This is a genomic window from Mesorhizobium sp. P2_B5 (genome assembly GCF_056404775.1).
Genome location: NZ_JBFUDJ010000007.1, coordinates 197,916 through 210,936 on the forward strand (window position 1 = coordinate 197,916; position 13,021 = coordinate 210,936).

Annotated in this window: 15 protein-coding genes; all 15 read right to left on the reverse strand. The window is 64.4% G+C overall.

The genetic code is table 11. From position 1 onward, the window contains the following. Window positions 1–2: 2 nt before the first annotated feature. The gene (gene fliF / locus AC1D1N_RS22625) at window positions 3–1,643 is read right to left on the reverse strand and encodes a flagellar basal-body MS-ring/collar protein FliF (RefSeq protein ID WP_477351139.1); all 1,641 of its coding nucleotides are present in this window, start codon (window positions 1,641–1,643) and stop codon (window positions 3–5) included. 195 nt (window positions 1,644–1,838) lie between these two features. Further along, window positions 1,839–2,723, reverse strand: a complete 885-nt coding sequence (locus tag AC1D1N_RS22630) for a flagellin N-terminal helical domain-containing protein (protein WP_477351141.1) — start codon at window positions 2,721–2,723, stop codon at window positions 1,839–1,841. 281 nt (window positions 2,724–3,004) lie between these two features. Beyond that, window positions 3,005–3,889, reverse strand: coding sequence for a flagellin N-terminal helical domain-containing protein (locus tag AC1D1N_RS22635; RefSeq protein WP_112559330.1), 885 nt, complete (start codon window positions 3,887–3,889; stop codon window positions 3,005–3,007). Between the two features lie 212 nt (window positions 3,890–4,101). Further along, a complete protein-coding gene (gene fliP, locus AC1D1N_RS22640) occupies window positions 4,102–4,833 on the reverse strand; it encodes a flagellar type III secretion system pore protein FliP (RefSeq protein WP_192254432.1) in 732 nt (243 codons plus the stop codon). Then, window positions 4,830–5,330, reverse strand: coding sequence for a flagellar basal body-associated FliL family protein (locus AC1D1N_RS22645; RefSeq protein WP_477351143.1), 501 nt, complete (start codon window positions 5,328–5,330; stop codon window positions 4,830–4,832). Before AC1D1N_RS22645 ends, fliP begins: the two co-directional genes overlap by 4 nt. Before the next feature lie 17 nt (window positions 5,331–5,347). Next, the gene (flgH, locus tag AC1D1N_RS22650; protein ID WP_112559332.1) at window positions 5,348–6,052 is read right to left on the reverse strand and encodes a flagellar basal body L-ring protein FlgH; all 705 of its coding nucleotides are present in this window, start codon (window positions 6,050–6,052) and stop codon (window positions 5,348–5,350) included. Beyond that, window positions 6,049–6,624 carry a MotE family protein gene (locus tag AC1D1N_RS22655; protein ID WP_477351146.1) on the reverse strand — a complete coding sequence of 192 codons (576 nt, stop codon included), beginning with the start codon at window positions 6,622–6,624 and terminating at the stop codon, window positions 6,049–6,051. Before AC1D1N_RS22655 ends, flgH begins: the two co-directional genes overlap by 4 nt. A 3-nt stretch (window positions 6,625–6,627) precedes the next feature. After that, window positions 6,628–7,869, reverse strand: coding sequence for a flagellar basal body P-ring protein FlgI (locus AC1D1N_RS22660; protein ID WP_477351148.1), 1,242 nt, complete (start codon window positions 7,867–7,869; stop codon window positions 6,628–6,630). Continuing rightward, complete coding sequence (gene flgA, locus AC1D1N_RS22665) at window positions 7,866–8,390, reverse strand: flagellar basal body P-ring formation chaperone FlgA (protein WP_477351150.1); 525 nt, start codon at window positions 8,388–8,390, stop codon at window positions 7,866–7,868. The genes AC1D1N_RS22660 and flgA overlap by 4 nt, the downstream gene beginning before the upstream one ends. Before the next feature lie 6 nt (window positions 8,391–8,396). Beyond that, window positions 8,397–9,185 carry a flagellar basal-body rod protein FlgG gene (gene flgG, locus AC1D1N_RS22670; protein ID WP_112559336.1) on the reverse strand — a complete coding sequence of 263 codons (789 nt, stop codon included), beginning with the start codon at window positions 9,183–9,185 and terminating at the stop codon, window positions 8,397–8,399. Between the two features lie 11 nt (window positions 9,186–9,196). Beyond that, window positions 9,197–9,532 carry a flagellar hook-basal body complex protein FliE gene (gene fliE / locus AC1D1N_RS22675; protein WP_203278535.1) on the reverse strand — a complete coding sequence of 112 codons (336 nt, stop codon included), beginning with the start codon at window positions 9,530–9,532 and terminating at the stop codon, window positions 9,197–9,199. Further along, on the reverse strand, window positions 9,532–9,948 hold the full coding sequence (gene flgC, locus AC1D1N_RS22680; RefSeq protein ID WP_477351152.1) for a flagellar basal body rod protein FlgC: 417 nt from the start codon (window positions 9,946–9,948) through the stop codon (window positions 9,532–9,534). The genes fliE and flgC overlap by 1 nt, the downstream gene beginning before the upstream one ends. A 2-nt stretch (window positions 9,949–9,950) precedes the next feature. Next, complete coding sequence (flgB, locus tag AC1D1N_RS22685) at window positions 9,951–10,331, reverse strand: flagellar basal body rod protein FlgB (protein ID WP_112559338.1); 381 nt, start codon at window positions 10,329–10,331, stop codon at window positions 9,951–9,953. A 91-nt stretch (window positions 10,332–10,422) separates the two neighbouring features. Continuing rightward, window positions 10,423–11,613, reverse strand: a complete 1,191-nt coding sequence (locus AC1D1N_RS22690) for a hypothetical protein (RefSeq protein WP_477351154.1) — start codon at window positions 11,611–11,613, stop codon at window positions 10,423–10,425. Beyond that, window positions 11,600–13,021, reverse strand: coding sequence for a flagellar protein export ATPase FliI (gene fliI, locus AC1D1N_RS22695; RefSeq protein ID WP_436261200.1), 1,422 nt, complete (start codon window positions 13,019–13,021; stop codon window positions 11,600–11,602). Before fliI ends, AC1D1N_RS22690 begins: the two co-directional genes overlap by 14 nt.

Here is a 13,021-nt window from a genome sequence, read left to right on the forward strand (position 1 = left end):
GTCTACACCGCTGCTTCCTGGGCGGCCCATTTGCGCAGGATCTGCGCGGTACGCTCCTCGTTGAGATCGACCATGCGGGCAAGCCGTTCCTGCGGCGCCGGCCTGATCTTCTGGCGAAGATCGTCGAGCGGGGTCGGGCCGGGGCGGCCGCTCGGCAAGGCAGCCGGCGCGGGTTCGGCACTTGCGGTTTCGGGTGTCGGCAGCGAACGCTGGACATCGTCGAAGCTCGGACCGGCAAGTGCGGGCGTCGGCCGCCCGGTCAGCGCGGTGGCCATCGGCCTCAGGCCGAAGAAGGCGACCAGGAACACCACGACGATGAAAGCGCCGGCATTGATCATCGTGCCGGCATGGGTTCCGATCGATGCCATTATGCCCGGCTGCTCGATCGGCTCGCCGTCCAGCCCGTCGATGAACTCGACCGCCGAGACATCGATGATATCGCCGCGCTTGTCGTCGAAGCCGGTGGCCGAGGCCACCATCTTCTGGATGTCGGCGACGCGCTTGGCGATCTGCTCGGGGGTGGCGTCCTTGCCGAGGATGGTCATCAGCCGCTGCTGGTTGACGACGACGGCGATCGACATTTTGGTGACGGAATAGCCGTTGGAGACGGTCGCGATCTTCTTGGAGTTGATCTCGTAATTGGTGATCTCCTCCTTGCGGTCGTTGGCCGATGTCGTCTGCGGGCCGTCGGTACTGGTCGCCTGGGTCTCGGGCAGGTTCTGCTCGACGCTGGCCGGGGTCGAGGCCTGCCGCTGGTTGCTGTTTTCGTTGGCGCGCACCGACTGCACCGAACGCTCGACGCGCGACTCCGGATCGAAGATCGTCTCTTCGGTCTGGCGGGTGTCGGTGTTGACATCGGCCTTGACGCTGGCGCGGAAATTGTCTGGTCCGAGATAGGGCGTCAGCGCGCGGCGGATGTTGTCGCCGATCTGCGCCTCGACGGTCTGCTCGACGCCGAGCGTGCGGGCAGCACTGGTGTTGGAGGGGTCGTCGCCGGCGGCCAACAGATTACCGTTGGAATCGAGCACGGTGACCTTGTCGGCCGACAGGCCGGGGACTGCGGCGGCGACGAGATGGCGGATCGACATGGCGCTCTTTTCGGCGTCAATGCCGGAATAGCGGATGACCACCGAGGCCGAGGGCTGCTGTTCGTCGCGGCGGAAATTGGCGCGCTCGGACATGACGATGTGGACGCGGGCGGCCTTGATGCCCGCAATCGACTGGATGGTACGGGCGATCTCGCCTTCCAGCGCACGCACGCGGGTAATCTGCTGCATGAACGAGGTCAGGCCGAGCGAGCCGACATTGTCGAACAGTTCGTAGCCGGCATTGGCGCTGGTCGGCAGCCCCTTTTCGGCAAGCAGCATGCGCGCCTGCGCGGTGGTGCCGGCCGGTACCAGCACGGAGGTGCCGTCGGAGCCGACGTCGAAGCCGATGCCGGCCTCGCCGAGCACCAGGCCGATCTGGTTCACGTCGGAGCGGTCGAGCCCGACATAGAGCGTCTCATAGGCGGGGCGATTGAGATAGACCGAGCCGATGCCGATGACGGCCATGACCAGCGCGGCAATGCCGGCCAGCATGGCGAGGCGCCTGACGCCAAATGCCCTGAGATTCGAGATGATGCTCTGGATCTGTTGCGGCACGATTCAAGCGCTCCCAGCATGATATTCCGTGGGAACACTAGACCGCGAAGCTTGTGCGAAGATGATAGAGCATGTCCCCCGGAAGTGTGTAGCGGTTCCGGGCCAACGACATGCTTCAAAACACGGCCACAAGCGAAAGGGCCGCGCTGTTGGCGCGGCCCCTTCAATTCGAAGGCGGAGAAAGCCGGGTACGGCCTATTGCTTGAACAGCGCCAGGATCGACTGCGAGTTGCCGTTGGCGATCGACAGCGACTGGATGCCGAGTTGCTGCTGGACCTGGAGGGCCTGCAGCCGCGTCGATTCCTTGTTCATGTCGGCGTCGATCAGAGCGCCGACGCCCTTGTCGATGGAGTCCGACAGGTTCGACAGGAAGCTCTTCTGGGTGTCGATGCGCGACTTGGCGGCGCCGAGATAGGCGGCACCCGTGGAAAGTCTGGCCAGCGCCGTTTCAACGGCGCCGAGTGCGGTGTCGATGGCAGCCGGGAGGACCTGGGTGGTGCTCGGATCGAAGAAGGTCGCAGCCAGCAGGCCGCCGACGATGCCGCCGGTGCCAGCGACATCGAGAACCTGCGTATCCGAAGCCTTGACGTCGATGGTGTCAATGGCGACGGTCGTGCCGGTGCGGTTGTAGGAAGCCACGATCTTGAGGTCGGAGGCGGCGGTAGCATCGTTCTGCAGCAAGTTCGAGCCGGCATAGGACGCGTTGGTGACCGACGACTTGATCTGGTCCTGGATGGCCTTGATTTCGGTCGCGATCTTCTGCTGGTCGTCCATCGAGGCGCTACGCGCGGTAACCAGCTTGGCCTTGATCAGGTCGACCTGGTCCTTGATGTCGGTGATGGCGGTGTAGGCGGTGTCGACCTTGCCGGCGCCGAGGCCGAGCGCGTCCTGAACAGCCGAAAGCGCCTTGTTGTCGGACTTCATCGTGGTGGCGATCGACCAGTAGGCAGCGTTGTCGCTGGCGGTGGCGACGCGGTAGCCGGTCGAAATGCGCGACTGGGTCATTTCGAGCTGCTTGTTGGTGTTGTTCAAGCTCTGCAGCGCGGTCAGCGCCGAAGCGTTCGTCATGATGCTTGCCAAGATCTCTACCCCTTCTCAAAAACTGGCGTGTCACGCACACGCCGGATCAACTTCATCAGGGGGTAGGCATAAGCCCATCGACCGTCTGGTCAGCCCGCCATGGTATGGTTAACCATGACTAGCGGGATATGGTTAATGGCCTGTTAAAACTGGCCAATCCAGGCGCTGGCCAAAAGCAAAATCAGCCGCCATTCAATAAGAAAATCAGCAGCCACAAAAAGAAATCGGGCCGCGCTGTTGGCGCGGCCCGATCGGATCTTGTCAGTCGTAAAGTCGAGAGATCAGCCGCGGAAGAGCGACAGGATCGACTGCGAGTTGCCGTTGGCGATCGACAGCGCCTGGATGCCGAGCTGCTGCTGGACCTGGAGGGCCTGCAGACGGGTCGATTCCTTGTTCATGTCGGCGTCGACCAGAGCGCCGACGCCCTTGTCGATCGAGTCCGACAGGTTCGACAGGAAGCTCTTCTGGGTGTCGATGCGCGACTTGGCAGCGCCGAGCGAGGCAGCGCCGGTGGACAGTGAGCTAAGCGCCGTTTCAACGCTGCCGAGTGCCGTGTCGATGGCGGTGTCGGCAACCGCGGCTGCACTCGGGTCGAAGAAAGTCGTGGCCAGCAGGCCGCCGACGATGCCGCCGGTGCCAGCGACGTCGAGAACCTGCGTGTCGGCAGCCGTGACATCGATCGTGTCGATGGTGACGGTCGCGCCGGTGCGGTTGTAGGAAGCGACGATCTTCAGGTCCGATGCGGCGGCGCCGTCGTTCTGCAGCAGGTTCGAGCCGGCGAAGTTGGCGTTGGTGACCGACGACTTGATCTGCGCCTGGATGGCATTGATTTCGGTCGCGATCTTCTGCTGGTCTTCCTGGCTGGCGCCACGGGCGGTGACCAGCTTGGACTTGATCAGGTCGACCTGGTCCTTGATGTCGTTGATGGCGGTGTAGGCGGTGTCGACCTTGCCGGCGCCGAGGCCGAGCGAGTCCTGGACGGCCGAAAGCGCCTTGTTGTCGGATTTCATCGAGGTGGCGATCGACCAGTAGGCAGCGTTGTCGCTGGCGGTGGCGACGCGGTAGCCCGTGGAAATACGGGCTTGGGTCATTTCGAGCTGCTTGTTGGTGCTGTTGAGGCTCTGCAGCGCGGTCAGCGCCGAGGCGTTCGTCATGATACTGGACATGGCTACTCGTACCTTGATTTTTACAGGGTGTTTTTTTGCATACCGGCTTTTCCGGTATGACGGAGCGGCATCATGCCAATGATCGTGAGACCCGATCACCCGCCATCTGCGAGCAATATGCGGGCAAGTCCCTACCAAAGGGCTAAACGGGACGGTTAACCGGAAATATAATGCATAAAATTTTGGCCAGGCGCCACGCAGGGCGCGTGCGGTCAGGTGAAGGATCGCACCAGGCTGCCGACCAGCAGGTTCCAGCCGTCGATGAGGACGAAGAACAGGATCTTGAAGGGCAACGAAACGACGGTCGGCGGCAGCATCATCATGCCCATGGCCATGGTGATGGTGGCGACGATCAGGTCGATGACGAGGAAGGGCAGCACGATCAGGAAACCGATCTCGAAGCCGCGGCGGATTTCGGAGATCATGAAGGCCGGCACGAGGATGCGCAGGTCGACGGTTTCCTTGGCAACCACCTGGCCGCGTTCGCGGGCGAGATCGGCGAACAGGTCGAAATCCTTGTCGCGGACATTGTGCAGCATGAAGGTGCGGAACGGGTCCGAGATCTTCTCGAACGCCTCGGTCTGGCTTATCTGGTTGTCCATCAGCGGCTTGACGCCCGTGTTCCACGCCTGGTCGAAGGTCGGCGCCATGACGTAGAAGGTCATGAAGAGCGACAGCGAGATCAGGATCAGATTGGCCGGCGTCGACTGCAGGCCGATGCCGGCGCGCAGGATCGAGAAGGCGATAACGAAGCGGGTGAAGCTCGTCACCATGATCAACAGGCCCGGCGCCACCGACAGCACGGTGAGCAGGCCGAACATCTGAATGATGTAGCCGACGGTGGCGCCGTCGGCCTTGCCGATGCCGCCGAGGTCAAGCTGCTGGGCAGCGGCGACAGAAGTGGCGGCGACGACGATCGCGGCGGCGAGGATGAGTTTTCTCATTCGAGCAGCAATGTCCTGATCAGAACCTGTTTGGCATGGCCACCGCTGCGGATCGCGGCGCGCTCCTCGAGGTCGGCTTTCAAATGCTGGTAGCCGCTGGCACCTTCGATCTGATGCATCTTCAGGGTGCGGACCATGGCCAGCAGGTCCTGGTGAATGCTCTCGGTGAGCTCCGGCGGTTGCGGCGCATCGTAGACCACCGACGCTTCCAGCCTTATCCAGATATCGGCAGGCGCGGCCAGATTGGTGGTGATCGGCGCCAGCTGCACAAGCGTCGGCCCGGTGCCCGGCGCATGTTCTGCGGCCGGGCTCGGCTGCTCGGCGTTGGACTGGTTCTCGGGCGCGGCCGGCACCGGTACCGGTCCGCCGACGCCCTTCAGATAGCCGCCGGAGACCCAGCCCATACCGATGGCAGCGCCCGTCACCGCCAAAAGCATCGCGAGCTGGATGACAAGCGATGGACCCTTTTTGGGCTGGACCTGTTCGACATTTGCCACGGCGCCGTTCTCCGGACCTAGAAGGGGAGGACTTGGTCGAGGATCTGCTGACCGTAAGCGGGCTGCTGGACTTCGCTGACGCGACCGCGGCCGCCATAGGAGATGCGCGCCTCGGCGATGCGTTCGTAGGAGATGGTGTTTTCGGCGCCGATGTCTGAGGGGCGCACCATGCCGGCAATGGTCAGCACCCTGAGCTCGTAGTTGACGCGCACTTCCTGCGAGCCGCGGATCATCAGATTGCCGTTGGGCAGCACTTCGGTCACGACAGCGGCGACATTGAGTTCGAGGTTTTCCGAGCGCTTGATTTCGCCGTCGGCGTTGGTTTCGGTGCTGGAGCTCAAGCCGGCATCGCCCTTGCCGCTGGTGCTGGCATCTTCCCATCCGAGTTTGACGTCATAGCCGAGCTTGCGCGCGGCGGTGCGGCTCCTGTCGTTCTGGTTCTTGAAGTTGGCCTTGTCGTTGAGCTTGATCCTGACGGTCAGGATGTCGCCATCGCGCAGCGCGCGCGGATCGGTGAACAATCGGCTCTGGCGATCGTCCCACAGCGAGAATTTCTTCACCGGCGCCCGCGGCTCTTCCGGGTATGAATAGGGTGCATTGACGCTGCCGGTGATGCCGGTACCGACAGGCGACAGTGCCGGCTCCCTGCCGATCTCCTTCGGGTCGACGGCGCAGCCAGACAGAGCTGCGGCGGCGACCAGGACGAGCAACTGCAACTTCATGACGGATCTACCCTTCGGGCCGCGCTGGCCATGATGCCGGTAAGCGTGGCCGCCGCCTTCTGGTCCATTTCATTGAGAATGACGCCGGCCTTGCGCGAATCGAGTTTCATCAGGATGGCGGCGGCCAGATCGGGGGTGACCATGGCCAGGCGCTCGGCCGCGGCATCCGGTTTCATGCCGGCATAAATCTTGACGACGCCGTCTTCGGCGCGGGCCAGAAAAACTTCGCGCCGCTTCAGCCATTGCTCGTATTCGGCGCGCTTGTCGTCCAGCGCCTTCATGCGCTGGTCAATGCCGGTCTGCAGTTGCTTCAGCTCTTCAGCCTGCAGCGCGTAGCGGCGGTCACGGGCGGCGTCGGCGATGTTGGAGCAGAAGCGCTGGATTTCGCTTTCGTCCGGCGCCTTCTCGCGAACCAGCTGCTGGGCTGCTGCCGGCTGCTGCCCGCCGGGCAGAACCTGCCGCACCGCTTCTTCGGCATTGGCCGGGAAAGCTGCGAGCAGCGCGGCGATGGCGCAGGCCGCCAGGGCTGCGTTGCGGCGGCGTTTTGGAGAAAGGCGATCGATCATCTTCATGGCCTATTGAAGAACCAGATCGGCCTGCAAAGCGCCGGCCGACTTGATGCCTTGCAGGATGGCAATGATGCCGTCTGGCTTGACGCCGAGACGGTTGAGCCCGGACACCAGCGTTTCGAGGTTCGGCCCGTCGAGCACGGCGACGCGCGCATCGGGCCGGGTAGCCTCGATGGTGGTGAAGGGTTCCTCAGCCGTCACGCCCTTGGAGAAGGGTTCGGGCTGGACGACCTTCGGCTGCTCGGTGATGCGCACGGTAAGCGTGCCGTGGCTGATCGCCACGCGCGAAATCTTGACCTCGTTGCCGATGACGATGGTGCCGGTGCGCTCGTCGATGACGACCCGCGCCGGCGTGTCGGATTCGACCACCAGGTTTTCGATCTCGGCATAGAAGCGCGCCGCCGAAACATTCTTCGGCCGCCTGATCTGCACGGTGCGCGCATCGCGCTCCGCCGCAACGCGCATGCCGAAGCGCTGCGAGGTGTAGCCGTTGATGGCGTCGGCGATGCGGACGGCGGTCGAGAAATCGGGATTGCGCAGCTGCAAGGTGAGCAGCGACTGGTCCTCGAACTCGGCGCGCACGGTGCGCTCGACAATGGCGCCGTTAGGCACGCGTCCGGCCGTCGGCACGCCCTGCGTCAGCTTTTCTGCGTCGCCCTGGGCGGTGAAGCCGGAAACGATCACCGAGCCTTGCCCGACAGCGTAGATTTCGCCGTCGGCCGCCTTCAGTGGCGTCATCACCAGCGTGCCGCCGGCCAGCGAGGTGGCGTCGCCCATGGAGGAGACGTCGATATCGATGCGGGCGCCGGACTGCACATAGGGCGGCATGTTGGCGGTGACGATGACGGCGGCGACGTTCTTGGCCCGCGCGCTGCCGCCTTCGGTGGCGATGCCGAGATTTTCGAGCATGGCGCGGATCGACTGTTCGGTGAAGGGCGAATTGCGCAGGCTGTCGCCCGATCCGGCGAGACCGATGACAAGGCCGTAGCCGACGAGCTGGTTGTCGCGCGAGGCCTGCAGTTGCGCGATGTCCTTGATGCGCGAAGCGACCTGGCCGGGCGGCAGCGAGCTTGGGCCGTTGGAGACCCTGAACATGCGGCTGGTGGTGGCCGGGTCGTATTCGGGATCGACAAAGGGGCCGCCATTCTGGCCGGCAAGATCGCGCTTTTGCTTCGGCGTAAGACCGTCGGCCAGTGCCGGCTGCAGGCCGAGAACGACCGCGAGCAGAAGGGCAGGTCCGCGTCTCATGACGCGCTGACCCGGATGGTGCCGTCGGCCATCACCCTGCCGGAAAAGATCTTGCCGCTGTCGGCGTTGCGGACCTTGATCAGATCGCCCGCAGCGCCCGGCTGCAGCGATACTGCTGTGGCCGAAATGGTGAGATCGCCAGCGATGAAATAGACCTGCACGGCGGCGCCCTGTTCGACCAGCCAGGCATCGCGGATGGCGGCGACCGGGATGTAGCGGCCGGGCAGCAGCGTGCGCTTGGCGACCTTGCCCTGGAGTTCCTCGGCCTGCGTGGCGACCGCATCCGGCCTGTGCTTGCCGGGCAGCAGCGTCACCGGTTTCAGCGCGCCTGTATCGATCATCTCGCCGGGGTAAATAACCCGATTGGGGATCAACACGACCTCGCCAGCCGCCTGGTTGCTGGCGACCTGCGTTGCCTGTTGGTCTGCACTCTCCTGGGCAAAAGCCGGCACGCCGCCGGCCACCAGCGCCAGGATCAGCGCAGTGCGGCAAAGCGCGGAGCGGGAGGCCGGAGAGACCATCAAACCTTACCTGATGTTCTTGGACACGACCGAGGCCATGTCGTCGGCGGCCTGGATGACCTTGGAGTTCATCTCATAGGCGCGCTGCGCCGAGATCAGCTCGGTGATTTCCTTGACCGGATCGACGTTGGACGCCTCGAGATAGCCTTGCTCGACCGTGGCGAAGCCGGGATCGCCGGGCACGCCGACATTGGCCGGGCCGGAGGCCGGCGTTTCCTGGAACAAATTGTCGCCGAGCGGCGCGAGGCCGGCTTCGTTGGCGAAGTTGGCGAGCTGCAGCTGGCCGAGCAGCTGGAGATCGGTCTGGCCGTCGATGCGGGCAAAGACCTGGCCGGTCTTGTTGACGACGACCTCGATGGCATCGACCGGCACGGTGATCGCCGGGATGACATTGGCGCCATCGACGGTCACCAGCTGGCCGGTGGCGTTGGTGTTGAAGGCGCCGGCGCGGCTGTAGAGCGTGCCGCCGTCGGCGCCTTCGATCTGGAACCAGCCGCGGCCGGTCAGCGCCATGTCGAAACTGTTGCCGGTCGAGGTCAGCTCGCCCTGCGTATGGACGTTGCGCACCGCCGTCGTCTTGACGCCGAGGCCGATCGAGACGCCTTCCGGCACCAGCGAGGAATTGGACCGGTTGGGCACGCCTTGCGTGCGATCGACCTGGTAGAGCAGGTCGGAAAATTCGGCGCGCGCGCGCTTGTAGCCGGTGGTGTTGATGTTGGCGATGTTGTTGGCGATGACTTCCAGATTGGTCTGCTGGGCGTTCATGCCGGTCGCTGCAATGGCGAGTGCTTTCACGGCAAGTCTCCTCAGATGCCCATACGGCTGATTTCGAGATAGGCGGAGACGACCTTGTCGCGGATGGCGATCGTGGTCTGCAGGGCCTGCTGGGCGCTCATGACGGCGTCGACGACCTGGCGGGTATCGGCGTCGCCCTTGAGCGCCTGGATCGAGACCTGCTCGGCATTCTGCAAGGTGTTGACGGTCTTTGAAGCGGCCTGGCTCAGCGCCTCGGCGAAGGTACCGCCGATCTCGCCGCCGGCCATGGGCGCCGTGGTACCCTGAAACAGGTCGGTCGCGGCGTCAGTGCCGCCGATCTCCGGCTTCAGTGGAAGCGATCCGATACCGCCAATGCCGCTGATCATTACTGGTTCCTCATCAGGTCGATGGTCATGGAGATCAGATCACGCGCCTGCTTGATGACCTGAAGGTTGGCTTCGTAGGAGCGGTTGGCTTCGCTCATGTCGGCCATCTCGACCAGCACGTTGACGTTGGGCAGCTTGACGTAGCCCTTGTCGTCGGCGGCCTCGTTGCCGGGCTGGAACTCGACGGGAAAGTCGCTGGGGTCGCGATCGATGGAGTTGACCTCCACCATCGTGCCGCCCGAGGCACGGTCGAGCTCGGAGACGAAGCTGATGGACTTGCGGCGATAGGGATCGGCGCCCGGCGTGTTGCCGGTCGACTGCGCGTTGGCAAGGTTTTCCGACACGACGCGCAAACGGTCCGACTGGGCGCTGAGGCCGGATGCTGCGATCTTGAGGGCTGAGGTCAATGCGTCCATGGTCAGGTCTTGACCGCCATCATCATCATCGAATGGAAGGCCTTGACGATCGCCGTGTTGAGCTCGAAGGAGCGGCGGACCTCGCCGGCCTTCATCAGCTCGTTCTCGACCACCACGGTGTTCTTCGACGGCATGATGGCGCCGGTGGTCTCTTCGGGCTTGACCGTGAAGCCGGCATTGGTGGCGGCAGTGCCGAGATGCCCGGCTTGGGTGGCGGTCAGCGACACAGCGGTGCGGTCGAGCACCTTCTCGAACGGCTCGACATCGCCGGCGGTGTAGCCCGGCGTGTTGACGTTGGCGATGTTGCCGGCAATGGCGGACTGGCGCACGGACAGCCATTGCGACTGCTTGGCTGCAAGATCGAACAGATTGACGGGCTCCATGGGGATCTCCGGGCTGGTACGCACAAGACTAGGCCGCCAGTCTTGCGCGGACCTTGCGCGGGCCGGCTCGTGCCGTGCCAGGAGAATGCGATTACTTGGAGAGTTCGATCACCTGGTCGGTGCTGGTGACCATGACCCACTTGCCGCCGCGCTGCTCGATCGACGAGACGGTGCTGGTATCAGGCAGCTTCGAGCCGCGCTGAACGATCCACAGGCCGGCATCGTCCTCAATCATGGCGCGGCCATTGGCGACATGCACCATGCGGAACTTTGGGTCGGCCGGAAAGGGCTGCTCGTCGACGCCCGGAGTCCGTGTCTTGTCCTCGGGATCCTGCAGCGTGCCGGTGGCGAACAGATCGACATCGGGTACATCGTTTGCGGTCAGCGGCTGGCCTGAATTTTCCATCTGCGAGCCGCCGCTGACACGTCCGGCATTGGTGCCGCTGCCGCCGAACTTGATCGCCTGCACGCCGAACTGGTCCTGGTTGAAGAAGATATACCAGGGAAACAGCGCGCAGATCAGGCCGAGCGTGATGCCGAGCGCGGCAAAGACGATATCACTGCGTCGGTCATCCTTCTTGTTCACCTTGGGAAACTGCGCCCTTGGCGGCTGCGGCCAGTCGACGTCGGGAAAGAGCCCGTCGAGAAGCGAGTCACGGCTAGCCGCGATCGCCTCGTTGAGTTCGGCATGCGGAGCCTTCGGCAGTGGGGGCTTGGCGAAAGCGGGCGGAGCAGGTCTGGCGACCTCGGGGAAGGCAGGCTTGCTGAGATCGCGCAGTGCAGGTTCGACTGTTCTGATCGATACGGGTTTGGTCTCGCTGGTTGGAGCAGGCTTGGCCATTTTGCGCGAGGCGGACTTGGCCGCTTTGCGCGACGCCGCCTTGGACGCGCTGCTCGATATAAGTTTCGCGCTGCCCGATGCAAGCCTGGACACAGCGCGCAAGGCGGCCTTCGGTGCACCGACCAAGGCAAGCCTGAGCGCGCTGGGTGTGGATGGCTCGCCCATGCCGGGCAGGGCAAGGTTGGCTACGCTCGGCGAGGTAACCTCGGGCGAGCCGAGCAAGGCAGGTTCGCGCACGCTGCGCAACGCAGGCTGGACCAGTCTCGGCAAGGGTGGCTTGGCCGCCCTGGCCAATGCGGCCTCGGTTTTGGCTGCCTTGGCGCGATCAGCTTTCGCCTTGGCAGCCCTTGCTTCGTCAGCCCTGGCTTCTTCGGCGGCGGTGGCCTCGGCCAGCATCTCGCGCAAAAGCCGCTCGGTGTATTGGCGCTCAGTCTCCGGCATCGACACTTTGCTTGCCTTTCAGATGACGGGCGAGGTCGGAGAATGCGTCGCTCGAGGCACGGTCCTTCGGCGACTGCGTCAGCGCTTCATAGATCAGCGGCACCTGGCGGACCGCAATGTCGAGTTCGGCATCGGCGCCACCCTGGTAGGCGCCAAGCAGGCGAATATCGCGCGTGTCCTCGAAGCGCGAGATCATCGACTTCAGCCTGGTCACCAGCATGCGCTGTTCGGGGCTCCATGCCTTGTCGGCAAGGCGCGAGATCGACGACAGCGGGTTGACCGGCGGATAGCGGCCCTGTTCGGCTATCGCGCGGTCGAGCACGACATGGCCGTCGAGAATGCCGCGCACCGAATCGGCGACCGGGTCGTTGTGGTCGTCACCGTCAACCAGCACCGAGATGATGGCCGTGATGGATCCTTGTCCCTTAACCCCTGGGCCTTCAGCGCCGGGTCCGGCGCGTTCGAGCAGCTTCGGCAGGTCGGTGAAGACGGAAGCGGGATAGCCGCGCGCCACCGGCGGCTCGCCGGTGCCGGTCGCCACTTCGCGCAGCGCATGGGCAAAACGGGTGATCGAATCAAGCACCAGAAGCACACGGTGGCCCTGATCGCGAAAATGCTCGGCGACGCGCATGGCGGTGTCCGGCGCGCGCCGCCGCATCATGGCGCTCTCGTCGCTGGTGGCGACGACGGCGACCGTCTTGGCCATGCTTTGCGCGCCGATCGTGTCTTCGAGGAATTCGCGCACCTCGCGGCCGCGTTCGCCGATCAGCGCCACCACCACCGTATCGAAAGCATCGGCGCCGGCCAGCATGGCGAGCAGCGTTGACTTGCCGACGCCGGAACCGGCAAAGACGCCGAGGCGCTGGCCGAAGCAGAGCGGCGTGAAGATGTCGATGACCTTGACCCCGGTGGTGAAGGCGGTGCCGACACGCTGCCGCGCCATGGCGCCGGGCGTGGTGCCGTCGCCGCTTGCCGCCTCGCCGTTCCTGATCAGCGGCGGACCGCCATCAATGGCGCGGGTCAGCGCGTCGATGGCGCGTCCGCGCCAGGAAGCGTGTGGCGTCACCACCAGCGGACCGCGGCGAAACACAGCGTCGCCGATGCCGGCATCGGCGCTGCGTTCGAAAGGCGCGATGACCACCTCGTCGCGGCCGATCCTGACGATCTCGCCGCGGCGCGTGCCAGCGTTGCCGCGCTGCTCGACGAGATCGCCCAGCCTGGCGACTTCGGACAGGCCGCGCACCTTGTAGTGCGTCGGCGAAACCTCGGCGACGCGGCCGCCGCGCCGCAGCAGTGTCTCGGTGTCATCGAACCGGCGCCAGATACGCTCCAGCGCAGCCAGTCGGTTTTCAGGCGCTGCCTCGGGCTGCCGTTCAAGCGCACGTATCGATGATTGTGAGCTCGACAT